We start from the raw sequence: 22,869 nt of genomic DNA on the forward strand, positions 1-22,869 counted from the left end.
ACATGGCCCCGTAGCGTCCGGGAGAGGGCGGCGACGGCTCGGTGAGACATGGGACGATCCTTGCAAGGGAGTCGTCCAGTAGAATCCAACCAGCCGCCCTCAGCCAGCACTGTGTCGTGTAGTGTGGGCGGACCACACGGCACGACAGTGGAGAGGAAGCCCCGGCCCGAGGCTGGCCGCGACGCCGACGCCAGACGGATTTGACCCGTGGCAAATCCGTCCGCGATCGCCCCTGCGGGGGGCGAGCGCGTTGCCGCGCTCGCCGGGGCGCTCACGGACGGATGGCGCGCTCCCGGAGAAATCGGCGCCCCTCACGGCTTCCGCGCCAACGCGCTCCAGCCGTCGGCGCGGCGAAAGCAATGCTTTCGCTTGTCGCGCCGGGCCTCGCGGGCAAGCCCGCTTCGGTCGCTCGGGGCCCCCGTGGATCCGGCAGGGCAGGCGTCGTGCAGCGTGGCCCTCGTTTGGAAACGGCGTGTGTGCCTTTGCGCCGCGCCGGAAGGCCCGGGCGGCGGGCTGCCGATGCGGCGAGCGCCAGCAGGAGGCCGAGGATCGTGATGCTTCGGCTCATCCGATCTCCGGCTCGGGGTCGCGGGCGGCGTCGTCGGTCGCGGCGGGCTCGGCGAGGGGATGCTTCTCCAGCACCAGCTCCTTCAGGCGGGCGTCGAGGACGTGGGTGTAGATCTCGGTCGTGGCGATCGAGGCGTGGCCGAGGAGGGTCTGGATCACCCGGAGGTCGGCGCCGTGGGCGAGGAGGTGCGTCGCGAAGGCGTGGCGCAGCGCGTGGGGCGAGACGGCGGCGGGGGAGACGCCGGCCTCTACGGCGATGTTCTTGATCATGACGAAGAACCGCTCGCGCCCCAAGTGGCCCTTCTTGCCGCGGGCCGGGAAGAGGTAGGGCGAGCGGGGGCGGCCCTCGCGGGCGCCCGTGTCGTCGGCGGCGTCGCGGGCGGCGAGCCAGGCGGCGAGCGCGCGGCGGGAGGGATCGGAGAGCGGGGCCATGCGCTCGCGGCCGCCCTTGCCGCGGATCAGGATCATCCGCGGGTCGCCGCGCACGGCGGCGGCGGGCAGCGCCACGAGCTCGCTGACGCGCAGCCCGGTGGCGTAGAGGAGCTGCATCAGGCAGGCGGAGCGTAGGCGCTCGGCCGGGGTCTTGCCGTGGCGCTCGGCGGCGTCGAGCAGGCGGTCGACCTCGGCTTCGGAGAGCGTGCCGGGGAGCGTGCGGGCCTTGCGAGGACCCTTGAGGAGGGCGCCGGGGTCGTCGGTGCGCCAGCCTTCGAGGAAGGCGAAGCGGTAGAACTGGCGGATCGCCGAGAGCCGCCGCGCCCGCGTCGCCTGCGCCATGCCGCGGTCGTCGAGCGCGACGAGGTAGGCCTCGACGTCGGCGCGCACCGCGCTCGCGAAGTCGCGGCCGCGCGGGCGGAGGAAGTCGGCGAAGTCGGTGAGGTCGCGGGAATAGGCGGCGAGGGTGTTCTGGGCGGCGTCGCGCTCGGCGCGGAGCGCCTCGAGGAAGCGGGGGGGCCAGGTCCGTTCGGGCATCAGGATTCCCCCGGCCGGGTGATCGCGGGGCGGGTCCGGCCGGCGGCGCGCAGGGGGAGCGCGATCGGGCGCGCGGGATCGACGGCGGCGCGGGGCGGCGGGGGCCAGGTCCATTCGGGCATCAGGGGCTCCCTCGGTGGCGGCAGGGCGTGAAGGGCGTCGCCGTGTCCGGCGGCGCGGGCGAGCGGCGCCGCGGCGAGGCTTGCGGGACCGGCGGCGGGGGCAGGATGCGGCGGCCGGGTCCGGGCGGGCATCAGGGGTTCCCTCGGTGGCGGCAGGGCGTGAAGGGCGTCGCCGTGTCCGGCGGCGCGGGCGAGCGGCGCCGCGGCGAGGCTCGCGGGACCGGCGGCGGGGGCAGGATGCGGCGGCCGGGTCCGGGCGGGCATCAGGATTCCCCTGGCAGGAGCAGGGCCTGGAGGGCGATGGCGCGGGCGGAGTCGGTCTGGCCGGCGGCGCGCAGGGCGAAGAGGGCGGCGGTGAGGCTCGCCGGGTCGATGGCGGGGCCGGGGGCGGCGAGGGCGAGGGCCTCGACGATCGCGGTCCCGGCGGCGCCGTCGGCGACCTCGGCGGCGAGGCGGGTCTCGCGCTCGTCGGCGGGGGGCCGGTCGGCGAGCCCGGCGAGGGCCGCGGCGAGGCGGGGGTCGTCGGGGAGCGAGGGCGGGGGCGCGCCGACGCCGGCGATGGCGAGGAGCGCCGCGGTGCGCGGGTCGGGGGCGGGGCCGGCGACGCGGGCGGCGGCCCCGCTCTCGCCGCCGAGGAGGAGGATCTCCACCACCTTGCCGCGGGCCGGTTCCGGCAGGCTGGCCGGGTCGAGCGCCGCGAGCGCCGGGGCGTAGGCCGTGGCGAGGGCCACGCGCAGGCCGCGGGCCGAGAGGGCCGCGTCGGCGGCGGCGAGGGCGTCGGCGATCTTCTCCGGCGCGCCGGCGGCGAGCGCGGCGTCGAGCGCCTGCGCGGCGGCGGCGCGGTCCCAGATGCCGCCCGAGGCCGCCGGGGCGCCGGAGCGGTAGGCGTCGAGGAGCGCGTCCGGGCCGGCCGAGCCGGCGAGGACCAGCCGCTCCGCCGCCTCGACCCGCATCCGCATCGGGGTGTGCTCGGTGAGGTCGGTCCAGAGGAAGGCGAGCGGCAGTTGCCCGGGCGGGCGCGACAGGCCGACCGCCTCGCGCAGCGTGAAGTCGAGGGCGGTCAGCGGGCGCGGGAGCGGCGGCTCGGGGTCTTCCTCGAAGAGCTGCGGGTCGAGGAAGCGGGCGAGCAGCGCCTCCTGCTCGGGCGAGATGGCGCCGACGCCCTGGCCGAGGGTCAGGGTGATCTCGGCGGCGTTCCAGTCGCCGCCGCGGGCGAGGCAGAACACCCGCGCAGGCAGCGTGGGCGAGAGGGCCGGGTTGAGGCGCAGCGCCTCGCATTGCGGCTGGGCGCGCTGGGTGAGGAGGCCGACGTCGAACCAGCGGCGGAAGAGCTCCGGCGTCTCGGGGCCGGCGGCGAGGATCAGCCCCTCGGCCTCGTCGAGGGCGCCGAGCTCCAGCAGGCGGTCGAGCCGGGTCAGCAGCACCTCGGAGCCGGGGCCGGCGCCGGCCGGCGGATCCGCCTCGGCGAGGAGGAGGCGGCGGAAGAGCGCGCGGGCCGCGGGCGGGCCGGCGTCGGGGTGCTCGATCAGGAGCGCGCGCACCTCGTCGGCGGTGGCGCCGCCCCAGAGCCGTCGCGGCAGGCCGCTGGCGTCGGGCTTGAGGAGGCCGACGGCGTCGCGGCTGACCGGGTCGAGCGGGGTGACGGTGATGGCGCCGGCGCCCGGGCCGGCGGCGGGCTTGGGCCGCGGCGGCGGCAGGGCGGGGATGGAGAGCTCGACGCTGTCGGAGAGCCAGGGGATCGCGCTGCGGGGCTGCGCCGCCGCGGTCGTCGTCGCCGTCGCGAGGGCCAGCGCCGCGGCGAGCGCCGCCGGGCGCGTTCGCGGCCTCATCTTGCCGGGACCGGCAGCGAGATCTCGCGCGACGGGGCCGGCAGGTCGGACAGCAGCGCGAAGCCCGCGAAGCCGATCGCCGCGAGGACGACGAGCCACAGCAAGACCTTGAACGCCAGCCGCATGATAACCTGCTCTGCCCGCGCGGCTTGACCGCCGCGTCTCTACCTGCTCAATCGTCGGCGCTACGGCCGCGACCTTTGGCAGGAACCTTACCCCGGGCAGGGCCCCCCTACAATCGCCATGATCGACCGCGAGACCTCTCCCGACCCGGCCCGGCCTGCCCGGGCGCGCCTGCGGCTCACGCGGCCGCTGGTGCTGGTCGGGTTGATGGGCGCGGGCAAGACCAGCGTCGGCAAGCGGCTGGCGGCGATGCTGGACGCGCCGTTCACCGATTCCGACGCGGTGGTCGAATCGGCGGCGCAGATGACGATCCCGGAGATCTTCCGGCTCTATGGCGAGCCGGCGTTCCGCGACGTGGAGCGGCGGGTGCTGGCGCGGCTGCTCGCCGAGACGCCGGGGGTGCTGGCGACCGGCGGGGGCGCGTTCATCGAGCCGCGGACCCGCGAGGAGATCGCGGCGCACGGCGTGTCGGTCTGGCTGCGGGCGAGCCTCGAGACGCTGTGGGACCGGGTGCGCGACCGGCCGGGGCGGCCACTCCTCGAGGCGCCGGACCCGCGGGGGGTTCTGTCGGAGCTGATGGAGCGGCGCTATCCGGTCTATGCGCTGGCCGACGTCACGGTGGAGAGCCGGCGCAACGCCAGCCACGAGGCGACGGCGCGGGCGATCCTCGCCGGGCTCGCCGCGCATGACCGGGGGCGGCCGGGGCTGCCGCCGACGCTGGAGGAGATCGCGTGAGCGGAGAGAGAGCCGAGGCGCCTGGCGCCGTGCCGGAGACCGTGCGCGTCGAGCTGGCGGACCGGAGCTATGACATCCTGATCGGCCGGGGCCTCGTCGGGGCGGCGGGGCGGTGGATCGCGCCGCTGCTGAAGCGGCAGCGGGTGGCGATCCTGACGGAGGAGCGGGTCGCGGCGCTGCACCTGCCGGCGCTGGAGGCGGCGCTGGCGGCGGAGGGGATCGCGTCCGCCGCGCTGGCCTTGCCGCCGGGCGAGGCGACCAAGGGCTGGCGCGGGATCGAGGCGGCGGTGGAATGGCTGATCGCCGAGAAGGTGGAGCGCGACGATCTGGTCGTCGCCTTCGGGGGTGGGGTGATCGGCGATCTCGCCGGGTTCGCGGCGGCGATCCTGCGGCGGGGGGTCGGGTTCGTGCAGATCCCGACGACGCTGCTCGCGCAGGTCGACAGCTCGGTGGGGGGGAAGACCGGGATCAACTCGCCGCGGGGGAAGAACCTGATCGGGGCCTTCCACCAGCCGCGGCTGGTGCTGGCGGATACGGGGCTCCTCGACACGCTGCCGCCCCGCGACTTCCTCGCCGGGTATGGCGAGGTGGTGAAGTGCGGGCTGCTCGGGGACGCGGCGTTCTTTCAGTGGCTGGAGCGGAACGGGCCGGCTTTGGCGGCGGGGGATCAGGCGGCGCGGATCCACGCCATCCGGCGGTCCTGCGAGATGAAGGCGGGCATCGTCGCGCGGGACGAGACGGAGCAGGGGGAGCGGGCGCTCCTGAACCTCGGGCACACCTTCGCCCATGCGCTGGAGGCGGCGACGGGGTATTCGGACCGGCTGCTGCACGGCGAGGCGGTGGCGATCGGCTGCGCGCTCGCCTTCGACGCCTCGGCGGCGCTGGGGCTCTGCCCGCAGGAGGCGCCGAGCCGGGTGGCCGCGCATCTCGCCGCGATGGGGATGCGGCGGAGCCTCGCCGAGATTCCGGGCGATCTGCCGGACGCGGACGGGCTGCTGGCGCTGATGGAGCAGGACAAGAAGGCGAAGGCGGGGCGGATCGCCTTCGTGCTCGCCCGCGACATCGGCGAGACCTATGTCGAGCGGGGCGCCGACTTGGCGGTGGTGCGCCGGGTGCTCGCGGACGGGCTATCGGGCCGGGCGTGAGGCCGGGAGCAGGGCGATCGGCCCGACGTGGACGGGCTGCTGGCGCTGATGGAGCAGGACAAGGGGGCGGATCGCCTTCGTGCTCGCCCATCGCGCGACCTGTGTCGAGCGGGGCGCCGACCTAGCGGTGGTGCGCCGGGTTCTCGCGGACGGGCTCGCGGCCCGGGCGTGAGGCGAGCGCCACGCCGATGGCGGTGATGGCGACGCCGACGCCCTTGGCGGCGTCGAGCGGCTCGCCGAGGAAGGCCCAGGCCCCGAGCGCGGCGAGGATCGGCACCACCGCGGCGAAGGTCGCCGTGCGCCCGGCCCCGAGGCGCTCGATCGCGTAGAAGAAGGTGTAGGTGGCGACGAAGCCGGAGAGCACGCCCTGGAGCAGGGTCTGGATGACCACGGTGCGCAGCGGCACGGCGGCGAAATGCGTGCCGAGGAGCGCGGCGAGGACGAGGAAGCCGGCCGCGGCCCAGAAGGCGAGCATCGCCGCGGCGGGGAGCGCGGCGAGGCGGGAGCGGCGAAAGGCGATGGTGTAGATCGCCCAGTTGAACGAGGCGCAGGCGAAGAGGACATGCCCGCGCCACGCCCCGGGCGCGCCCTCGGTCATCGCCGCCCAGCCGCCGACGGCGAGCGCGCCGGCGACGATCAGCGCGAGCCCCGCGGCGCGCAGGCCGCCGACGCGCTCGCCCAGCGCGAAGCGGGCGATCAGCGCCACCCAGAGCGGCAGCATTGCGGGCGCGAAGACGCCGGCGTCGGCGACCGGGGCGAAGCGCATCCCGCTCGCCAGCAGGAACACGAAGGCGACGCCGCCGCAGAGCGCGAACACCGTCGCGTCGCGCCAGGTCGCGCCGGCGGGAATCGGCCCGCGGCGGACGAGGACCGGGGCGAAGAGCAGCGCCGCGGGGGCGAAGCGCATCAGGCCGATCTCGACGGGCCCGAGCGCGGTGGCCACGGCGGCCCGCGTCGAGACGAGGAAGCTCGCCCAGATCAGCAGCGTCGCCGCCAGCGCGGCCCAGGCGAGGATGCGGTCGCGCGTCATGGCTCTCCCCGTGGCTCGCTTCGGCCGCAGCTGCGAAGATTCGCGTGAAACGGTGGGCGGTCGCCTTGCCTTAACGGCTTTTATCGTATTTGGTGAAAAATGAACCACCCGCCTGGAGCTACGAATGTCGCGTCCCGCCTGTCGCCGTCTCTGCCTGATCGCCGCCGCCGCGCTCGCGACGAGCGCCGTGCAGTCCATGGCGCAGACGAAGCTCGATCTCGCGACCCAGGAGCAGGATCTGCAGGCCTTCGACCCGAGCAAGCCGGCGGTGCGCTTCACGGTGGGCGCGGGCGCGAGCTACACGCCCGACTATTTCGGCTCCGACGAGTACGATTTCGGCCCCTCCGGCGTGCTGCGCTTCGACTACGTGCGGCTGCCCGGCGGCTTCGAGTTCGGCTCCTCGGGGGCGGTCGGCTTCCTGCAGGGCTTCGGCCCGCGGGGCACCGCCCGCTACATCTCCGAGCGCCGCGCCAGCGACCACAGCGAGCTGCGCGGCCTCGACGACGTCGACGCCTCCTTCGAGCTGGGCCTCGGGCTCGGCTACGACGCGGAATACTGGCGCGCCTATGGCGACCTGAGCTACGGCGTGATCGGCCACCATTCCTGGGTGGGCGAGTTCGGCGCCGACGCGATCCTGCGGCCGAACGACGCCTGGGTGGTGAACTTCGGGCCGCGCGCCTACTGGGGCTCGTCGCGGTTCATGGACACCTATTTCGGCGTGTCGGAGGCGGAGACGAACCGCAACCGCTCGGCCTTCGACGACGCCTACAGCCCGTCTTCCGGCTTCTACAGCGCCGGCGTGGAGCTCGGGGCGCGGTATTCGTTCTCGTCGCACTGGGGCGTCGAGGGCAAGGCGACCTACGAGCGGCTGGTGAACGACGCGGCCGATTCGCCGATCGTCGAGGGCGGCACGGCGAACCAGTACGGGTTGCAGGTGCTGATCACCCGGAGCCTCGGGCTCGGCTTCTGACCGGCCCTCCGGAGCACGTCACGACATAAGGGCCCCGGCGCCGCACGGTCATCAGCGCCGCATTTCGCGGCGCCGTTCGACTCCCTTCGAGCTTGCGCTCTCTCTGTCCCGACCGCTCCGCGTCGAGCAGGTGACATGCGCATGTCAACCTGCGGGAGCCGTCGCGGGGCGATGCGTCGCCGCGGGTCGACCCTTGCCGCCGCCGTGGCGTCCCACCGTGGGACGCTTCAGCCCCAGGGGCCGCTGCGGCGCGGGGCGGCCTCGGCGGCGCGCTGGCGGGCCAGCCCGCTGTCCTGGTCGGTGACGCCGATGAGGTTCGCGACCAGCCGCAGGAAGGCGCGCTCGTCGGCGTCGACCTCGTCCGCCGTCGCCACCTGCCACAGCGCCTCGATCACGCCGACCCGGTCCTCGTAGGGCACCGCCGCCTTGATGTGCCGGGTGAAGCGCACCGTATCCGGGGCGGCCTCCTCGGCGGCCTCGGCCTCGGCGCGGAGCGCCGTGGCCGACGCGGCGTCGAGCCTGTAGCGTTCGGCGAGGATGCGGTCGATGCGCTGCCGCTCGCGGCCGGTATAGCTGTCGTCGGCCCGCGCCAGCCGCACCATCAGCGCGGCGAGCGCGAGGCGGCAGTCCTCCGGCGCGAGCGGCGCCGGGTCGGGCGGGGCGGCGAGGCGGCGAATGAGGTCGGCGAGCATCCCGCCGATATAGCCGGCGGCGCGGCGCGCCGCCAGCCGCCGGCCCCCAAGATCGCGCGAGCGGTTCCTCCGGGCGCGAAGGGCGGCGATCCGGAAAATCACATACAAGATGTGAGTTATAACATATTCAAGGTTGAAATCTCCGGTTCAGGCCGTTACGGAAATCCCGGAGGCGCTGGGAGCAGGCATGAGGCTCGCGGGACGCAGGCAGGCGATCATGGAGGCGCTGATCGAGGCGGGGTCGGCGACGGTCGACGATCTCTCGGCGCGGTTCGCAGTGTCGAGGATGACCATCCACCGCGACCTCGACGAGCTGGAGGCGGGGGGGCTGCTGCGGAAGGTGCGCGGGGGGGCGTCGATCCGGTCCTCGGCTCGGTTCGAGAGCGACTATCGGTATCGGGCGAGCCTCGCGGCGGCGGAGAAGGACCGGATCGCCCGGGCGGCGGCGCGGCTGGTGGAGCCGGGGCAGACCGTGATCCTCGACGATGGCTCGACGGCGGGGGCCGTCGCCCGTCATCTCGCGGCGCGGCGGCCGGTCACGGTGATCACCAACAACCTCACGGCGATCGGGGAGCTGGCCGGGGCGAACGGCGTCACGCTGATCGCGCTGGGGGGGCAGTACAGCCGCAAGTTCCACGGGTTCTTCGGGCTTGCCTGCGAGGAGGCGATGCGGGGGCTGCGGGCGGACGTGGCGTTCCTGTCGTCGTCGGCGATCCGCGGGGCGGCCGCGTGGCACCAGAACCAGGAGGTGGTGCAGGCGAAGCGGCTGATGATCGCCGCGGCGGACCAGCGGCGCCTCCTGGTGGACCATACGAAGTTCGGGCGTCCCGCGCTGCATTTCCTGTGCGATCTTGTCGCCTTCGACTCGGTCCTGACCGACCGGGCGCCGGGGGAGGAGGACCGCGCCGCGCTGGAGGCGGCCGGGGCGAGGCTCGACGTGGTCGGGGACGGGGAGGAGTGACGGGATGACGGTCTGGGTCGGAACCAGCTGGAAGATGAACAAGACGCTCGCCGAGGGGCTCGCCTTCGCCGAGGCGCTGGCGGCCTTCGTGCCGGAGCTCGATGCGCGGGTGCAGCCCTTCGTGATCCCCTCGTTCACCGCGGTGCGGGAGGTGAAGCGGGCGCTGGCGGGGTCGCGGGTCAAGGTGGGCGCGCAGAACATGCACTGGGCCGATGCCGGGGCCTGGACGGGGGAGGTGTCGCCGGTGCAGCTCAGGGATTGCGGGCTCGACCTGATCGAGCTCGGCCATTCCGAGCGGCGGGAGCATTTCGGCGAGACCGACGAGACGGTGGGCCTGAAGACGGAGGCCGCCGTGCGCCACGGGTTCGTGCCGCTGATCTGCGTCGGCGAGACGCTGGCCGAGCGGGAGGCGGGGCGGGCCGGGGCGGTGCTGGCGGCGCAGACGAAGGGGGCGCTGGCGCGGCTCGACGCGGGGCAGCGGAAGCGGGAGATCCTCCTTGCCTACGAGCCGGTCTGGGCGATCGGGGAGAAGGGGATCCCGGCGAGCTCGGACTATGCCGACCGGCAGCAGGGGCTGATCAAGGAGGCCGCCGCGGAGGTGCTGGGGCGGGCGCCGCAGGTGCTCTACGGGGGCAGCGTCAATCCCGGAAACGCGGCGGAGCTGGTGGCGTGCCCGCATGTCGACGGGCTCTTCATCGGCCGCTCGGCCTGGGCGGCGGAGGGCTATGTCGACATCCTGAAGCGCGTCGTGGCGACGCTCTGACGCGCCATGTATCCTGAACCGATATCCTGAACCGAGAAGATCGAGACGGAGGAAGCCATGAAGATCGCGATCGCCGGCGACAGCGCCGGGGCGGAGCTTGCCCACACGCTGGCCGAGCACCTGAAGGGGCGCTACGAGGTGGAGGAGGTGAGCCAGCCGCGGAGCGACGCGGAGAAGCTCTACGCCCATCTGAGCGACCGGGTGGCGAGCCAGGTCAGGGACGGGACCTACGACAAGGCGATCCTCGTCTGCGGGACCGGGATCGGGGTCTGCATCTCGGCGAACAAGGTGCCGGGGATCCGGGCGGCGCTGACCCACGACACCTATTCGGCGGAGCGGGCGGCGCTCTCGAACAACGCCCAGATCATCACCATGGGGGCGCGGGTGATCGGGTCGGAGCTGGCGAAGTCGATCGCGGACGCCTTCCTTGCCCAGACCTTCGACGAAGCGGGCCGCTCGGCGGGCAACGTCAAGGCGATCGAGGAGGTCGACGCCAAGTACGCCAAGGCGTGAGCATTCCGGCAGACCGTGCCCGGCAGGACCGTCCCCTGGCGGGACGGTCCGGGGCCGCGACGATCCGAGAATCGATTGCCGGCTCGGGACCCGCTCGCCGCTTCGGTCCTACCCGTGGGACCGCTTGGCCAGTTACAAACGGATAGAAAGAATCGGTTAATTCTGCTAGCTTTGCTGAATATCGTCTCGTCGCGCTATAATAACAACCTAGGGAGTTGTAGATGATGCAGAAACTCGCCTTGGTCGTATGCGGTGGGGCCGTGATCCTTGGCGGCGGAGCCGACGCCGCCACCCTGCGCTGGACCACGGGCACGATGAGCCAGGCTCAGGAGACGGCGGTCGCCGTTGCAGCGCCGGACGCCGCCGGCTGGGGGCGTGGCCGGCTCGACACCGACACCGGCGCGCTCAGCTGGAAGGTGGAGTATTCCGGCCTCACCGGCGAAGCGATGATGATGCACTTCCATGGCGCCGCCCCCCCGGGCGCGTCCGCCGGCATCCAGGTCAACATCGGCGATCTCAGCGGCCTTGCCAGCGGGACGAGCGGGTCGACGACGATCGACGCGACGCAAATGGCCGACTTCCTCGCCGGGCTGTGGTACGTCAACGTCCACACCATGGCGAACATGGCCGGCGAGATCCGCGGCCAGGTCTCCACTGCGCCGGTGCCGCTTCCCGCCGCGCTGCCGCTCGCGCTCGCCGGGGTCGCCGCCTTCGGCGCGCTGCGCCTGCGCCGCCGCCGGGCCTAGCACGCGGGCCGCGGCGGGCCTCCACCCGCCGCGGCGTCCGCCCGGGCTCTCTCCCGCGCGACGAGGCGCCATCGGCGCCGAAGTTCTCGGCGTGACCGTCCCCCGGAAGAGAAAGCCGATCAGACGGCTGGCCGCGGTCCCGAGGAGGACCGAACCCGGCCCAGCGCCCGGCTCATCGCGGCGATGACGATGACGGCGGAGGCGGCGCCGGGGTCGATGTGGCCGAGGGCGCGCTCGCCGAGGCGGGAGGAGCGGCCCTTGCCGGCGACCATCGCCTTCGTCGCCTCGGCGCCGGCCTGCGCGGCGGCCTCGGCGGCGGCGAGGCGGGCGGCGAGGGGGCCGGGCGTGGCGGCGATCGCCTCCGCCGCGGGGGCCCAGGCGTCGAGCATGGTCTTCTCGCCGGGCTCGGCCTTGCCGCGGTCGGCGATCCCCTTGGCCATCGCCTGCACGAGCGCGACGACGTCGGCGTCGTCGAGCGCGGCCTTGCCCTTGACCGCCGCCCCCGCCCGCATCAGCGCGGTGGCGTAGAGCGGGCCGGTCGAGGCGCCGACGGCGGAGAGGAAGGCCCTGGCCGCGGCGTTCAGCACCGCGGTCGGGTCGGCGCCGGGGTCGAGCGCCGCCGCGGCGTCGCGGGCGGCGCCGAAGCCGAGCGCCATGGCGACGCCGTGGTCGGCGTCGCCGATCACCCCGTCGAGGCGGCAGAGCTCGTCCTTCTCCGCGGCGATCGCCGTGGCGATCTCCGCGAGCATCGCCCTCAGGTCGTCTCCCGTCACCGCCATGGTCAGCCCGCCCGGAACATCGCGCAGTCGCAGGGGTGGTCGAGGAGCGGCGCCAGCTCGTCGTCGAGGTGCATCAGCGTCACCGAGGCGCCGGTCATCTCGAGCGAGGTGCACCAGTTGCCGACCCAGGTCGCGTGCGTGGCGAGGCGGGCGCTCTCCAGCCGCTGCGCCACCCGGCGGTGCATGACGTAGAGCTCCATCAGCGGCGTGGCGCCGAGGCCGTTGACGAGGACCGCCACCCGGTCGCCGGCCGCGGCGGCCATCTCGTCGAGGATGCGGTCCATCATCGCGTCGACGATGGCGTCGGCCGGGGCGAGGGGGCCGCGGGCGACGCCGGGCTCGCCGTGGATGCCCATGCCGATCTCCATCTCGTCGTCGCCGATCTCGAAGTTCGGTCGCCGCGTCTGCGGCAGCGAGCAGGGGGCGAGGGCGACGCCCATCGTGAAGGTGCGGTCGTTGGCGTGGCGGGCGAGGCGCTCGACCTCGTCGAGCGGCAGCATCCGGTCGCAGGCGGCGCCGGCGGCCTTGAAGATGAAGAAGTTGCCGGCGACGCCGCGGCGGGTGTCGCGGCGGTCGCGGGGGGCGGAGGCGACGTCGTCGGTGGTCAGCACGGTGCGGACCTCGATGTCGTCCATGGCGGCCATCTCGGCGGCCATGTCGAAGTTCATCACGTCGCCGGCGTAGTTGCCGTACATGTAGAGCACGCCGGCGCCGCCATCGACGGCGCGGGTGCAGTCGAGGATCGGGTCGGGCGGCGGCGAGGCGAAGACGTTGCCGACCGCGCAGCCGTCGGCGAGGCCGCGGCCGACGAAGCCGAGGAAGGTGGGCTCGTGGCCGGAGCCGCCGCCGATGACCAGCCCGACCTTGCCGGCGCGCGGTCCGTCCCTGGCCACCACGGCGCGGGGCGAGACGCGGGCGAGGTGGCGGGGATGCGCGGCGAGGACGCCGTCGAGCATCTCGTCGACGGCCCGGTCGCCGTCGTTCACGATCTTCTTGGTCCGCACGGCTCCTCCCGGGGCTCTCGTTTCCGGGCACCATAGCCGGGTCGGGCGACAATGCCAGCCTCGTGGACGTGCTCCGGGCCGGCTTCCGGGGGCGATCGCCGGAAGGCATGGGCGCGCTGGCTCCGAAGGATCGACGGAGCGCCTTTGCGCTCCGGAGTCGGTCTCCCCGCCCGCGCAAGCGCGGGCGGGGCCCCTGCGCGCCGTTGCGCGCGGTCTCCCCACCCCCCCTTCCCCCCCGCCCAAGGGCGGGGGGAACCTGCCCGATGGGGGAAGGACAGAAGGAAGAAGGAAGAAGGGAGCGGCGGGAGCGGCGGGCGGGGCTTCGGGCGATCGCCGTGGCTTGCTCCCGGCGCGGGCGGGGACTTAGGTGGGCGGCAGGAGAGGCCGCAGCCATGTCCGTCTTGCTTGTCATCGTCCTGAGCGTTCTCGCGCTGCTCGTCGCCCGTCTGGTCGGCGCGCCGCGGCGGGCCTGGCGGTATGTGGCGGTCGCGGCGGCGCTGGCGCTCGGGGCCTCGCTGCTGGCGCCGCGGGGGGACCCGTATCGGGCCGAGGTGGCGGCATGGGCGCGGGCGGCGGTGTGGACCGGGGCGGGGCTGGCGCCGGTCGCGGCCTATGCGCTCTGGGTGCGGTCGCTGCGGCGGCAGAGCGGGGCGGCGGCCGTGGCCGAGGCGCCGCCGTCGCGACCGCGGGGACTGGTGCAGTTCGACGACGACGCGGCGCTGGCGGCAGAGACCGCGGCGGCGCTGGCGGCCGAGGCGCCGGGGGCGCGGGTGTCGCTCGGCTGGCGCGGGGCGGATGGCGGGCTGGAGGGCCACGTGCGGCTGCGCGTGGCGGGGGAGACGGCGGAGATCGAGATGCTGCGGGTCGAGCCGGCGGCGCGGGGGCGCGGGGTGGGCGGGGCGCTCTTGCGCGCCGCGGAGGGCGAGGCGACGGCGCGGGGGGCGCGGCGGATCGGCGCGGCGGTGGGCGAGTGGCAGTCGCCGGGGATGTTCGCGCGGGCGGGATATGTACCTGTCGGCGGCCCGGCGGTGCGGCGCTGGCTGGAGAAGCCGCTGTGACGCTGTCGCCGGAGGAGATCGGGCGCTGCGGCCGGCATGTCGTGCTGCACGACGTGGGCAGGCTGGGCGCGCGGCGCTGGCTGGAGAAGCCGCTGTGACGCTGTCGCCGGAGGAGATCGAGCGCTACGCGCGCCATATCGTGCTGCGCGAGGTGGGGGGCCCGGGCCAGCGGCGGCTCGGGGCGGCGCGGGTGCTGGTGGTCGGGGCGGGCGGCCTGGGCTGTCCGGCGCTGCTCTATCTCGCGGCCGCGGGGGTGGGGACGCTCGGGGTGATCGACGACGACGTGGTGAGCCTGTCGAACCTGCAGCGGCAGGTGCTGTTCTCGACCGCGGATGTGGGGCGGCCGAAGGTCCTGGTGGCGGCGGAGGCGTTGGGGCGGCTGAACCCGCATGTGACGGTCGAGGCGATGGAGGGGCGGCTGGAGGCGGCGGGGGCGGCGGCGCTGGTGGCGGGCTGGGATCTGGCGCTCGACGGCAGCGACAACTTCGCCACGCGCCATGCGGTCAATGCGGCCTGCGTGGCGGCGGGGCGGCCGCTGCTTGCCGCGGCGATGAGCCAGTGGGAGGGGCAGATCGCGCTCTGGGATCCGGCGCGGGGGGGGCCGTGCTATGCCTGCGTGTTTCCCGAGGCGCCGGCGGCGGGGCTGGCGCCGGCCTGCGCGGAGGCGGGGATCGTCGGGGCGCTGCCCGGGGTGATGGGGTCGATGCTGGCGCTCGAGGCGATCAAGCTGCTCGCCGGCGCGGGGGAGGGGCTGCGGGGGCGGCTGGCGATCTTCGACGGGCTCCATGGCGAGAGCCGCCGGCTGGGGACGCGGGCGCGGGAGGATTGTGCGGTGTGCGGGGGGCGGGGGGCGATCTCCGGCTGACGGGCGGGCCCGCCGGGGGCGGCTTTCCTGCCGATGCGGGCGTCGGCGGCGCCTGCCTTGCGCCCGCCATGCGGACGCGCCGATGCTCTCTGCGGATGTCGGCGGACCCGACTGTCGAGCGGGGCGGGAGGCGGAGCGCGCTTGTCCAGGGCCGGGCATCGGCCGCTTCGGGCGGGCGGGCGCCTGCGCGGTCGGGCGCGCACAGGCGTCCGCGTGGCGTTCGGGGTCAGCGGCCGAGCTCCTGGGTGGCGCAGCTCTGGCCGCCGTCGACGGGGAGGCAGACGCCGGTGATGAAGGCGGCCTCGTCGGAGGCGAGGAAGACGGAAGCCGCGGCGATGTCCCAGGCGGTGCCCATGCGGCCGAGGGGCACGGCGGCGTTGCGGGCGGCGACCATCTCCTCGACGGAGCCGTACTGGCCGGAGATCTGGCGGTAGATCAGCGGGGTGTCGATCAGGCCGGGCATGATGCAGTTGGCGCGGATGCCCTGGCGGGCGTATTGCATGGCGAGGGCCACGGTCGCCTGGTTCACCGCCGCCTTGGTGGCGTAGTAGGCGAAGTAGGGATAGCCGGTCCAGCGGATCGCCGCGAGGGACGAGATGTTGACGATCGCGCCGCCGCCCTGGGCCAGCATGGCGGGCAGGACGGCCTTGGCCGTGCGGTAGACCGGGCCGAGGTTGAGGTCGATCGCGGCGGCGAAGGCGGCCTCGTCGAGCTCGACCGGGCCGCCCATGTGGGTCGCGCCGACGTTGTTGTGCAGGATGTCGATGCGGCCGAAGGCGGCGAGCGTCTCGGCGACCGCGGCCTCGACGGAGGCGAGGCGGGTGACGTCGGCGGCGACGGCGATCGCCTCGAGGCCCTCGGCGGCGATGAGCGCGGCGGTCTCGCCGGCGGTGTCGGCGCTCAGGTCGACGCAGGCGACGCGGGCGCCCTCGCGGGCGTAGGCGACCGCGGCGGCCTTGCCGTTGCCCCAGCCCGGGCCGGACGAGCCCGCGCCGAAGACGATCGCCGCCTTTCCCTTCAGCCTGTCGGCCATGGTGATCTCCGTTTGTGTTCGGGGGTGTCTGCTCGATGGCGCGCGGACGCCGCCGCGGGGGCGGGTGTGGGCGGGGCGCCTGTCGGGGGATCGGGATCAGGCTGCGGGGAGCCATTCCTCGAGCGTGACCTCGAAGGTCATGCAGATCGGGTTGAGGCCGGGGACGAAGGGGCCGCCGCTGACGTTGCCCTCGGGGTCGGCGACGACGCCGGTGAGCGCGGCGCGGAGCGAGCCGTCGGGGGCGGAGCGGACCTCGCCGGCGAGGCTGACGATCTCGACGGCCGGGCCGCGGACGTGGCGCAGGCCGCCGTCGGCGTCGGCGAGGCAGGCGTCGACCAGCGATCCGAGCGCGCCGCGGACGAAGGCGTTGCGGAAGCCCTCGGCGAGGCAGAGCTTCTCGACGCCGAGCACGAGGTCCTCGTTGGGGGCGATGCGCGCGTAGGCGACGCGGCCCATGCTGCCGCTCTCGACGGCGATCGTGTCATCCATCGCGGGACTCCCTGTGGGGCTGGAGGAGGGGGATGTTGGTCTCGGGGTCGAAGGCCTGGCGGAGCTCGAACTCGTCGAGCGAGGTGACGAGGACGGGGATCGGCGCGCGGCCGACGACGCAGGTCTCGGTCAGGATGTGGCCGCCCTTGACCTCGCCGGCCTCGGTGCGGATCGCGGCGTGGCAGTGGACGAGCGGCGCGCCCTTCATGCTGCGGCCGATGGTGGCGTTGCCGAAGATCATGCAGGCGCGGCCCGCCGGGATCGGGCGGGTGTAGGCGATGACGGCGCTGCCCTCGGGGTCGGGCGGCGCGACGCAGTAGTCGAGCCGGTCGAAGAAGCCGCCGAGGATCGTCGTCGAGGCGCTGGTGATGCCGAGGGCCGCCAGCGGCTGGATCAGCCCGTCGAAGAGGGTGACGCCGGGCAGGAGCGCCAGCCGGACGTGGCGGCCGCTGGCGGAGCGCTGGCTCTGGATGCGGACGGGGTTGAACCGGCCTGGGTGAACCAGCGTCCGGGGCCTCGGCAGGGGCGATCCATGGGGCTCGGGCATCTGGGCTCCTCCGGTCAGCCGGCTACGATCATCATCTCGAAGGTCACGCAGACCGGCGCGCGGCCGGGCAGGAGCGTGCCGCGGAACATCGCCCCCTCGGGGTCGACGCAGTGGACGCGCAGCCGCTCGGGGGTGGCGTCCGGCAGGAGCAGGATCTCCGAGGCGGGGGCCTCCATCGAGGGCGCGTCGGCGAAGTCGGCGCCGATCAGGCTGCCGATGCCGTAGAGCGCGGGCGCGGCGAAGCCGAGGCCGGCGGCGACGGCGCGGGTGGCGGCGACGGCGTCCTCGTGCGGGCCGAAGGTGACGATTGCCGCGTTGGCCGGGCCGTCAGGGGCCTGCGTGGGCAGGGGGCGGAAGAGCGGGAACAGCGTCTCGTCGCAGGGGGTGACCTCGAAGCGCCCGCCGTCGAAGGCGACCGCGGTCACGGTCGCGTCGGCGGCGATGGTCACCTGGTCGGGCAGGAGGTGACCGGACTTCGGGTCCGGGGTGTCGGCGTCCCAGACGGCGTGGCAGTGCAGCCACCAGCTTCCGTCGCGGCGGCCGACGGTGGCGGTGGCGTGCTCGAGGGTGGCGCGGGCGCCGGTGCGGGTCTCGCTGTACCAGGCGGCGCGGACGCCGTCGGGCGAGCCGTAGCGCGGCATGACGTAGGCGTAGGGGCCGATCTGGAGCCCGTCGAGGAGCAGCATGGCGGTGTCGCAGCCGAGCGCGTCCATCGCCGCGGCGACCGCGTCCATCAGCACGGCGCCGGCCGGCAGGGCGACCTCGGCGCGGCGGGCGCGGCCGGGGACGACCCGGCGGCGCTCGGCGGCGGGGGGGCCGGGGTGGCGGATCAGCGCGTGGCGGTCGGCGAGCGTCGTGTCCATCAGGCGATGGCCTCGGCGTGGCTGGCGTAGCGGCGCCATTTGGCGACGTAGACCTCGGCGGCGCGGCGGAGCCCGTCGATGGCGGCGGCGTCGAGGCTGCGGACGGCCTTGGCCGGCGCGCCGACGATCAGGCTGCCGTCGGGGAACTCCTTGCCCTCGGTCACCAGCGCGTTGGCGCCGACGATGCAGTTGGCCCCGATGCGGGCGCCGTTGAGGATGGTCGCGCCCATGCCGATCAGGGTGTTGTCGCCGATGGCGCAGCCGTGGACGATGGCCGCGTGGCCGATGGTGCAGCCGGCGCCGATCACGAGCGGGAAGCCCGGGTCGGCGTGGAGCACCGCGTTGTCCTGGACGTTGGTTCCGTCGCCGATGGAGACGGGGGCGTCGTCGGCGCGGATCGCCGCCCCGAACCACACGCCGACGTCGCGGCCGAGGGTCACCCGGCCCGCCACGCTGGCGCTCGGCGCCACCCAGAAGGCGCCCGCCTCGGGTAGATCGGGGACGTCGTCCCCGTTGAGCCTGTAGATCGTCATCGTCCCGTTCCCTCCCTTGCGCGCCGCCTCAGAGACCGTGACGCCGCGTGCTAACACGTGTGTTAGTCGGATCAAGTATCTGAAATATCATGATAATTTCACTCCGTTAGCCGATTGGTCTTGAAGGTTGACGCGCGTCTGCGGCGGTGCTCAGGCCGCGCCGACCGTGGCGGCGCGCGACTTGCCCGTCAGGATGCCGGCCGCGGTGAAGCCGCCGTCGACGCTGAGCGTCTGCCCGGTCACGTAGCCGGAGCGCGACCCGTCGAGCAGGAAGACGACCGCCGCGGCGATCTCCTCGGGCGTGCCGTAGCGGCGCATCGGCACGGCGCCCATCCAGGTGGCGCGGGCGACGTCGTCGTGGTGCTCGCGGACCATCGGCGTCTCGATCGGGCCGGGGGCGACGACGTTGACGCGCACGCCGATCTCGGCGAACTCGACGGCGAGGACGAGGCTCATCGTCACCACCGCGCCCTTGGAGGCGCCGTAGGCGACCCGCCCCTCGTTGCCGCGGAGGCCGGAGACGGAGGCGATGTTGACGATGGAGCCGCCGCGGCCCCGCATGGCGCGGGCCGCCTCGCGGGCGACGACGAAGGAGCCGACGACGTTGATGTCGAGGATGCGGCGGAAGAGCGCGGCGTCGGTCTCCATCGCGGGCAGGTCGCGGGCGATGCCGGCGGAGTTGACCACGCCGGCGATCGGCGCGAAGTCGCGCTCGATCTCGGCGATCTCGGCGGCGACCGCGGCCTCGTCGGAGACGTCGATGCCGGCGACGCGCGCCGTGGCCGGGTCGAGCGCGGCGCGGGCCGCGTCGAGGGCGGCGCCGGGGAGGTCGAGGACGACCGCCCTCCAGCCCTCGGCCAGCACCGCGTCGATGACGGCGCGGCCGATGCCGGAGGCGCCGCCGGTGACGACGACCGCGCCGCTCATTGCAGCGCGCCCAGGCGGTCGAGCTCCTCGCGGACGAGCTTCTTGGTGATCTTGCCGTAGGCCGACTTCGGCAGCGCGTCCCAGAACAGGAAGCGCTTCGGCATCTTGTAGCGCGAGAGCTTGCCGGAGAGGTGGGCGGCCAGCGCCTCCTCGCTGACCGCGCCGCCGTTGGCGACGCAGACCGCGATGCCGACCTCGCCCCAGAGCGGGTCGGGAACGCCGACGACGGCGACCTCGCTGATGCCGGGGAAGGTCAGGATCTTCTCCTCGATCTCGCGCGGGTAGATGTTCGAGCCGCCGGAGATGTACATGTCCGAGCCGCGACCGGTGATGTAGAGGAAGCCCTCGGCGTCGACGTGGCCGAGGTCGCCGGTGCGGAACCAGCCATTGCGGAACGACTTCGCGTTGGCCTCGGGGTTGTTGTAGTAGCCGGCGAAGACGGCGGGGCCGATCACGCAGATCTCGCCGGTCTCGCCGGGGCCGAGGGCCGCGCCGTCGTCGTCCTGGATCTGGACCTGCATCCCGGTGCGCTCGAAGCCGCAGGTGCCGACGCGCACGCCCTCGCCGTCCTCGGCCGCGTGGAGGGCGGGGGGGAGGACGGTGATGGCGCCGGTGACCTCGCCGAGGCCGAAGTACTGGACGAGGACCGGGCCGAGCGCCTTCAGGGCGCGCTTCTGGTCCTCGCGGTACATCGGCGCGCCGGCGTAGATGACGTAGCGCAGGCTCGAATGGTCGAAGCGGTCGACGGCCTCGTGCTCGACCAGCATCTTGAGGATGGTCGGCACGGTGAACATGGTCGAGACGCGCCACTTCTCGACGAGCGACCAGACGGCCTCGACGTCGAAGCTCTCGCCGGCCGGCATCACGGTCTTCACGCCGCGGGCGACCTGGGTGAGCTGGTGGACGCCGGCGCCGTGGGAGAGCGGCGCGACGACGAGCGAGGCGTCGGCCGAGGTGAGGCCGGGCATCAGGTCGACGAGGTGGCTGTTGACCACGAAGGCCATCTGGCCGTGGGTCAGCACCGCCGCCTTGGGGCGGCCGGTGGTGCCGGAGGTGAAGAAGAACCAGCAGGGGTCGTCGCGGTCGACCGCGACCTCGGCGGGGGTGGCGCCCCGGTGCTCCGCGACCAGCGCCTCGTAGGAGGGGCCGAAGTCCGCCTCGCCGATGGCGACGGTGAAGGCGGTGCGGCAGGCGGCCGCGTGGTCGGGAAAACTCGCGTTGCAGATCATGCCGATCGCGCCGGAGGCCTCGCAGAGGTAGCGCACCTCGTCCGGCGTCTGGCGGAAGTTGGTCGGGACGAAGACCGCGCCGATGCGGAAGCAGGCGAACATCGTCTCGAAGAGCTGGTTGCAGTTCTGCGACTGCACGAGGATGCGGTCGCCCTTGGTCACGCCGAAGCGGGTCTGCAGGGCCGCGGCGATGGCGTCGATGCGGGCGTCGAGCTCGGACCAGCTCCAGGTCGCGTCGCCCCAGACCACCGCGACGGCGTCGGGCTCGCGGCGGCGGGCCTGGGAGACGAACTGGGCGAGGTTCATCACCCGCGTCGAGCAGGGCGCGAGGCCTCCGGCGGGGTCGGTCATCGCGCGCGCTCCAGGATCGAGACGTAGTTGGCGACGGCGGCGCCGCCCATGTTGAAGACGCCGGCGAGGCTTGCGTCCTTCACCTGCATGTCGCCGGCGTCGCCGGCGAGCTGCATCGCGGCCATGACGTGCTGCGAGACGCCGGTGGCGCCGATCGGGTGGCCGCGGGACTTCAGGCCGCCGGAGGGGTTGACAGGCAGGGCGCCGTCCATGCGGGAGACGCCTTCGCGGATCACCTTCCAGCCCTCGCCGCGGGGGGCGAGGCCCATCGCCTCGTACTCGATCATCTCGGCCATGGTGAAGCAGTCGTGGGTCTCGACGAGGTCGAGGTCGGTCACCGCGACGCCGGCCGCGGCGAGCGCCTCGGCCCAGGCGCGGTGGGCGCCCTCGAAGGCGACTGGGTCACGGCGGGAGAGCGCGAGGAAGTCGTTGGCCTGGGCCCGGGCGCGGAAGGCGATGGCGCGCTCCAACCCGGCCGCCGTCTCGGCGTCGGCGAGGACCAGCGCCGCGGCGCCGTCGGAGACGAGCGAGCAGTCGGTGCGGCGGAGGGGGCCGGCGACGTGCGGGTTCTTCTCCGAGATCGTGTTGCAGAAGTCGAAGCCGAAGTCCTTCCGCATGTGGGCCCAGGGGTTGTTCATGCCGTTGGCGTGGTTCTTGGCGGCGATCATCGCGAGCTCGGCGGAGCGGTCGCCGTAGCGCTGGAAGTAGTTGCCGGCGATCAGGCCGAAGACGCCGGCGAAGCCGCCCTCGGTGTCGCCCTCCTCGGCGCGGTAGCTGGCGTTGAGGAGCACGTCGCCGACGTCGGCGGTGGGGAGCGCGGTCATCTTCTCGACGCCGACCACCAGCGCGACGCGGCCGCGGCCGGCGGCGATGAAGTCCATCGCGGCGTGGATGGCGGCGGAGCCGGTGGCGCAGGCGTTCTCGAGCCGGACGGCGGGCACGGTTTCGAGGCCCGGGGTGCCCATGGCGACGAGCGCGCCCTGGAAGTCCTGCTTCTGGAAGCCGTTGTTGAAGCAGCCGACGAAGATGCCGTCGAGGTCGCCGGTCTCGACGCCGGCGTGGTCGAGCGCCGGGGCCACCACCTCGGCCATCAGCTCCATCGTGTCGGCGGCGGAAGACTTGCCGAACCTGGAGTGCGCCCAACCGACGATCTGCGGGTCAGCCATTGTCGTGTTCCTCCTTTGCAGGACCTGTCGGCCCGAAAATTCTCGCCATCCGGCGCTCCACCGCGGCGGTCTCGCGCCGCAGCGCGCCGGCAAGCTCGAGCTGGCGCTCGCGTTGCAGGCGCGACTCGACCGCGGCGATCGAGAGCGCGCCGGCGACCCCGCCGTCGGGGAAGCGCACCGGCATGGCGATCCCCCACGAGCCGGCGATGAAGCGCCCGGGGTTGAGCGCGTAGCCGTTCTCGCGCGCCCGCTGGATGTCGGCGGCCAGGATCTCCGGAGAGTAGCCGCCGTAGCGCCCGAGGTCGGGCGCCAGGTCCTGGACGATCCGCCCGGCCTCGGCGTCGGGCAGCGCGGCGAGGATGGCGAGCGAGCCCGCGCCGACGCCGAGGGGATGCTGGTCCCCGGTCTGCAGCGCGTGGGTGCGCAGCGGGTGGCTGCCCTCCTGGCGGTGCAGGCAGACGGAGTAGTTGCCGTGCCGGACCGAGACGAAGCTCGCGTCGCGCGTCTCGGCCGACAGGACGCGCAGCGACTCGGCGGCGTGGGCGAGGAGCCCGTGCCGCGGCGTCGCCAGCACGCCGAGGACGTAGGCCTCGCTGCCGAGCCGGTAGCGCCGGGTCGCCGGGTCCTGCTCGAGGAGGCGGGCCTTGATCAGCGCGACGAGGAGCCGCCGCGCCGTCGGCTTGTTGAGGCCGCTGCCGGCGACCACCTCGGCCAGCGAGGCGCCGGCGGCGCCGGCGCGGCCGACGAGGGAGAGGAGCGACAGCGCCCGGTCGATCGACTGGGTGCCGGAGACCGGCTCGCTCTCGCCCAGGACCAGCTGTCGGTTCATCTCCCGCTCCCTCGCCTTCCCTGCCTGTGCC

25 protein-coding genes and 1 pseudogene are annotated in these 22,869 nt (G+C 74.2%); 9 read left to right on the forward strand and 17 right to left on the reverse strand.

Features of this window, described 5'->3' with window-relative positions; translation table 11 throughout:
• Nucleotides 1–564 precede the first annotated feature (564 nt).
• From KBB57_RS13955 to KBB57_RS13970, 4 genes are all read right to left on the reverse strand, one after another.
• Nucleotides 565–1,536, reverse strand: a complete 972-nt coding sequence (locus KBB57_RS13955) for a tyrosine recombinase (protein ID WP_290751291.1) — start codon at nucleotides 1,534–1,536, stop codon at nucleotides 565–567.
• A complete protein-coding gene (locus tag KBB57_RS13960; protein WP_290751293.1) occupies nucleotides 1,536–1,658 on the reverse strand; it encodes a hypothetical protein in 123 nt (40 codons plus the stop codon). The genes KBB57_RS13955 and KBB57_RS13960 overlap by 1 nt, the downstream gene beginning before the upstream one ends.
• 263 nt (nucleotides 1,659–1,921) lie before the next feature.
• Nucleotides 1,922–3,487, reverse strand: coding sequence for a hypothetical protein (locus KBB57_RS13965; protein WP_290751295.1), 1,566 nt, complete (start codon nucleotides 3,485–3,487; stop codon nucleotides 1,922–1,924).
• Nucleotides 3,484–3,612, reverse strand: a complete 129-nt coding sequence (locus KBB57_RS13970; RefSeq protein WP_290751297.1) for a hypothetical protein — start codon at nucleotides 3,610–3,612, stop codon at nucleotides 3,484–3,486. The genes KBB57_RS13965 and KBB57_RS13970 overlap by 4 nt, the downstream gene beginning before the upstream one ends.
• A gap of 118 nt (nucleotides 3,613–3,730) precedes the next feature.
• Here KBB57_RS13970 and KBB57_RS13975 point away from each other — a divergent pair, with 118 nt between their 5' ends.
• Together KBB57_RS13975 and aroB are read left to right on the forward strand one after the other, a co-directional pair.
• Nucleotides 3,731–4,345: a shikimate kinase gene (locus KBB57_RS13975; RefSeq protein WP_290751299.1), complete on the forward strand. Its 615-nt coding sequence runs from the start codon at nucleotides 3,731–3,733 to the stop codon at nucleotides 4,343–4,345.
• 29 nt (nucleotides 4,346–4,374) lie between these two features.
• The gene (aroB, locus tag KBB57_RS13980; protein WP_290751397.1) at nucleotides 4,375–5,490 is read left to right on the forward strand and encodes a 3-dehydroquinate synthase; all 1,116 of its coding nucleotides are present in this window, start codon (nucleotides 4,375–4,377) and stop codon (nucleotides 5,488–5,490) included.
• A 121-nt stretch (nucleotides 5,491–5,611) separates the two neighbouring features.
• On the opposite strand, the gene KBB57_RS13985 is transcribed toward aroB, so the two are convergent.
• Entirely contained in the window at nucleotides 5,612–6,520 is a 909-nt protein-coding gene (locus KBB57_RS13985) for a DMT family transporter (protein WP_290751302.1), read from the reverse strand.
• A gap of 124 nt (nucleotides 6,521–6,644) precedes the next feature.
• Here KBB57_RS13985 and KBB57_RS13990 point away from each other — a divergent pair, with 124 nt between their 5' ends.
• Complete coding sequence (locus KBB57_RS13990; RefSeq protein WP_290751304.1) at nucleotides 6,645–7,490, forward strand: MipA/OmpV family protein; 846 nt, start codon at nucleotides 6,645–6,647, stop codon at nucleotides 7,488–7,490.
• A 227-nt stretch (nucleotides 7,491–7,717) separates the two neighbouring features.
• Here the strand turns inward: KBB57_RS13990 and KBB57_RS13995 are convergent, their stop codons facing one another.
• A complete protein-coding gene (locus tag KBB57_RS13995; RefSeq protein WP_290751399.1) occupies nucleotides 7,718–8,182 on the reverse strand; it encodes a TerB family tellurite resistance protein in 465 nt (154 codons plus the stop codon).
• Nucleotides 8,183–8,369: 187 nt separating this feature from the next.
• Here KBB57_RS13995 and KBB57_RS14000 point away from each other — a divergent pair, with 187 nt between their 5' ends.
• The 4 genes from KBB57_RS14000 (at nucleotide 8,370) to KBB57_RS14015 (ending at nucleotide 11,165) form a co-directional block, all read left to right on the forward strand.
• The gene (locus KBB57_RS14000) at nucleotides 8,370–9,143 is read left to right on the forward strand and encodes a DeoR/GlpR family DNA-binding transcription regulator (protein WP_290751307.1); all 774 of its coding nucleotides are present in this window, start codon (nucleotides 8,370–8,372) and stop codon (nucleotides 9,141–9,143) included.
• A gap of 4 nt (nucleotides 9,144–9,147) precedes the next feature.
• Nucleotides 9,148–9,906 carry a triose-phosphate isomerase gene (locus KBB57_RS14005; RefSeq protein WP_290751311.1) on the forward strand — a complete coding sequence of 253 codons (759 nt, stop codon included), beginning with the start codon at nucleotides 9,148–9,150 and terminating at the stop codon, nucleotides 9,904–9,906.
• A 57-nt stretch (nucleotides 9,907–9,963) separates the two neighbouring features.
• Complete coding sequence (locus KBB57_RS14010) at nucleotides 9,964–10,419, forward strand: RpiB/LacA/LacB family sugar-phosphate isomerase (RefSeq protein ID WP_290751313.1); 456 nt, start codon at nucleotides 9,964–9,966, stop codon at nucleotides 10,417–10,419.
• 260 nt (nucleotides 10,420–10,679) lie between these two features.
• Nucleotides 10,680–11,165 carry a CHRD domain-containing protein gene (locus KBB57_RS14015; protein WP_290751316.1) on the forward strand — a complete coding sequence of 162 codons (486 nt, stop codon included), beginning with the start codon at nucleotides 10,680–10,682 and terminating at the stop codon, nucleotides 11,163–11,165.
• Nucleotides 11,166–11,284: 119 nt separating this feature from the next.
• Here KBB57_RS14015 and dhaL read toward each other — a convergent pair whose 3' ends face one another.
• Nucleotides 11,285–11,944 (reverse strand): dihydroxyacetone kinase subunit DhaL, encoded by a 660-nt coding sequence (dhaL, locus tag KBB57_RS14020; RefSeq protein WP_290751318.1) that lies wholly within the window; start codon nucleotides 11,942–11,944, stop codon nucleotides 11,285–11,287.
• 2 nt (nucleotides 11,945–11,946) lie between these two features.
• Nucleotides 11,947–12,948: a dihydroxyacetone kinase subunit DhaK gene (locus KBB57_RS14025; protein ID WP_290751320.1), complete on the reverse strand. Its 1,002-nt coding sequence runs from the start codon at nucleotides 12,946–12,948 to the stop codon at nucleotides 11,947–11,949.
• Nucleotides 12,949–13,340: 392 nt separating this feature from the next.
• Here KBB57_RS14025 and KBB57_RS14030 point away from each other — a divergent pair, with 392 nt between their 5' ends.
• Entirely contained in the window at nucleotides 13,341–14,006 is a 666-nt protein-coding gene (locus tag KBB57_RS14030) for a GNAT family N-acetyltransferase (protein WP_290751323.1), read from the forward strand.
• Nucleotides 14,007–14,115: 109 nt separating this feature from the next.
• Nucleotides 14,116–14,871, forward strand: a pseudogene (locus KBB57_RS14035) (ThiF family adenylyltransferase); the annotation flags it as partial.
• A gap of 226 nt (nucleotides 14,872–15,097) precedes the next feature.
• On the opposite strand, the gene KBB57_RS14040 reads toward KBB57_RS14035, so the two are convergent.
• The 9 genes from KBB57_RS14040 to KBB57_RS14080 all read right to left on the reverse strand — a co-directional run bounded on the left by KBB57_RS14040 (nucleotide 15,098) and on the right by KBB57_RS14080 (nucleotide 22,838).
• Entirely contained in the window at nucleotides 15,098–15,904 is an 807-nt protein-coding gene (locus KBB57_RS14040; protein ID WP_290751325.1) for an SDR family NAD(P)-dependent oxidoreductase, read from the reverse strand.
• Between the two features lie 96 nt (nucleotides 15,905–16,000).
• Nucleotides 16,001–16,393, reverse strand: a complete 393-nt coding sequence (locus KBB57_RS14045) for a PPC domain-containing DNA-binding protein (RefSeq protein ID WP_290751327.1) — start codon at nucleotides 16,391–16,393, stop codon at nucleotides 16,001–16,003.
• Nucleotides 16,386–16,940 carry a DUF296 domain-containing protein gene (locus KBB57_RS14050; protein WP_290751329.1) on the reverse strand — a complete coding sequence of 185 codons (555 nt, stop codon included), beginning with the start codon at nucleotides 16,938–16,940 and terminating at the stop codon, nucleotides 16,386–16,388. The genes KBB57_RS14045 and KBB57_RS14050 overlap by 8 nt, the downstream gene beginning before the upstream one ends.
• A 14-nt stretch (nucleotides 16,941–16,954) precedes the next feature.
• Nucleotides 16,955–17,803 carry a DUF296 domain-containing protein gene (locus KBB57_RS14055; protein WP_290751331.1) on the reverse strand — a complete coding sequence of 283 codons (849 nt, stop codon included), beginning with the start codon at nucleotides 17,801–17,803 and terminating at the stop codon, nucleotides 16,955–16,957.
• Nucleotides 17,803–18,336: a gamma carbonic anhydrase family protein gene (locus KBB57_RS14060; protein ID WP_290751333.1), complete on the reverse strand. Its 534-nt coding sequence runs from the start codon at nucleotides 18,334–18,336 to the stop codon at nucleotides 17,803–17,805. The genes KBB57_RS14055 and KBB57_RS14060 overlap by 1 nt, the downstream gene beginning before the upstream one ends.
• A gap of 150 nt (nucleotides 18,337–18,486) precedes the next feature.
• Entirely contained in the window at nucleotides 18,487–19,263 is a 777-nt protein-coding gene (locus KBB57_RS14065) for an SDR family NAD(P)-dependent oxidoreductase (RefSeq protein WP_290751335.1), read from the reverse strand.
• A complete protein-coding gene (locus KBB57_RS14070; RefSeq protein ID WP_290751338.1) occupies nucleotides 19,260–20,843 on the reverse strand; it encodes an acyl-CoA synthetase in 1,584 nt (527 codons plus the stop codon). Before KBB57_RS14070 ends, KBB57_RS14065 begins: the two co-directional genes overlap by 4 nt.
• Entirely contained in the window at nucleotides 20,840–22,009 is a 1,170-nt protein-coding gene (locus KBB57_RS14075) for an acetyl-CoA acetyltransferase (RefSeq protein WP_290751340.1), read from the reverse strand. The genes KBB57_RS14070 and KBB57_RS14075 overlap by 4 nt, the downstream gene beginning before the upstream one ends.
• On the reverse strand, nucleotides 22,002–22,838 hold the full coding sequence (locus tag KBB57_RS14080) for an IclR family transcriptional regulator (RefSeq protein WP_290751343.1): 837 nt from the start codon (nucleotides 22,836–22,838) through the stop codon (nucleotides 22,002–22,004). The genes KBB57_RS14075 and KBB57_RS14080 overlap by 8 nt, the downstream gene beginning before the upstream one ends.
• Nucleotides 22,839–22,869 lie beyond the last annotated feature (31 nt).

It is taken from the genome of Amaricoccus sp., assembly GCF_017993425.1.
Lineage (GTDB): Bacteria > Pseudomonadota > Alphaproteobacteria > Rhodobacterales > Rhodobacteraceae > Amaricoccus.

Bases quoted from the DNA above. Each gene is read 5' to 3' on its own strand.
- KBB57_RS13955 (WP_290751291.1), bottom strand. From the start codon at position 1,536: ATGCCCGAACGGACCTGGCCCCCCCGCTTCCTCGAGGCGCTCCGCGCC.
- KBB57_RS13960 (WP_290751293.1), bottom strand. From the start codon at position 1,658: ATGCCCGAATGGACCTGGCCCCCGCCGCCCCGCGCCGCCGTCGATCCC.
- KBB57_RS13965 (WP_290751295.1), bottom strand. From the start codon at position 3,487: ATGAGGCCGCGAACGCGCCCGGCGGCGCTCGCCGCGGCGCTGGCCCTC.
- KBB57_RS13970 (WP_290751297.1), bottom strand. From the start codon at position 3,612: ATGCGGCTGGCGTTCAAGGTCTTGCTGTGGCTCGTCGTCCTCGCGGCG.
- KBB57_RS13975 (WP_290751299.1), top strand. From the start codon at position 3,731: ATGATCGACCGCGAGACCTCTCCCGACCCGGCCCGGCCTGCCCGGGCG.
- KBB57_RS13985 (WP_290751302.1), bottom strand. From the start codon at position 6,520: ATGACGCGCGACCGCATCCTCGCCTGGGCCGCGCTGGCGGCGACGCTG.
- KBB57_RS13990 (WP_290751304.1), top strand. From the start codon at position 6,645: ATGTCGCGTCCCGCCTGTCGCCGTCTCTGCCTGATCGCCGCCGCCGCG.
- KBB57_RS13995 (WP_290751399.1), bottom strand. From the start codon at position 8,182: ATGCTCGCCGACCTCATTCGCCGCCTCGCCGCCCCGCCCGACCCGGCG.
- KBB57_RS14000 (WP_290751307.1), top strand. From the start codon at position 8,370: ATGAGGCTCGCGGGACGCAGGCAGGCGATCATGGAGGCGCTGATCGAG.
- KBB57_RS14005 (WP_290751311.1), top strand. From the start codon at position 9,148: ATGACGGTCTGGGTCGGAACCAGCTGGAAGATGAACAAGACGCTCGCC.
- KBB57_RS14010 (WP_290751313.1), top strand. From the start codon at position 9,964: ATGAAGATCGCGATCGCCGGCGACAGCGCCGGGGCGGAGCTTGCCCAC.
- dhaL (WP_290751318.1), bottom strand. From the start codon at position 11,944: ATGGCGGTGACGGGAGACGACCTGAGGGCGATGCTCGCGGAGATCGCC.
- KBB57_RS14030 (WP_290751323.1), top strand. From the start codon at position 13,341: ATGTCCGTCTTGCTTGTCATCGTCCTGAGCGTTCTCGCGCTGCTCGTC.
- KBB57_RS14040 (WP_290751325.1), bottom strand. From the start codon at position 15,904: ATGGCCGACAGGCTGAAGGGAAAGGCGGCGATCGTCTTCGGCGCGGGC.
- KBB57_RS14045 (WP_290751327.1), bottom strand. From the start codon at position 16,393: ATGGATGACACGATCGCCGTCGAGAGCGGCAGCATGGGCCGCGTCGCC.
- KBB57_RS14050 (WP_290751329.1), bottom strand. From the start codon at position 16,940: ATGCCCGAGCCCCATGGATCGCCCCTGCCGAGGCCCCGGACGCTGGTT.
- KBB57_RS14055 (WP_290751331.1), bottom strand. From the start codon at position 17,803: ATGGACACGACGCTCGCCGACCGCCACGCGCTGATCCGCCACCCCGGC.
- KBB57_RS14060 (WP_290751333.1), bottom strand. From the start codon at position 18,336: ATGACGATCTACAGGCTCAACGGGGACGACGTCCCCGATCTACCCGAG.
- KBB57_RS14065 (WP_290751335.1), bottom strand. From the start codon at position 19,263: ATGAGCGGCGCGGTCGTCGTCACCGGCGGCGCCTCCGGCATCGGCCGC.
- KBB57_RS14070 (WP_290751338.1), bottom strand. From the start codon at position 20,843: ATGACCGACCCCGCCGGAGGCCTCGCGCCCTGCTCGACGCGGGTGATG.
- KBB57_RS14075 (WP_290751340.1), bottom strand. From the start codon at position 22,009: ATGGCTGACCCGCAGATCGTCGGTTGGGCGCACTCCAGGTTCGGCAAG.
- KBB57_RS14080 (WP_290751343.1), bottom strand. From the start codon at position 22,838: ATGAACCGACAGCTGGTCCTGGGCGAGAGCGAGCCGGTCTCCGGCACC.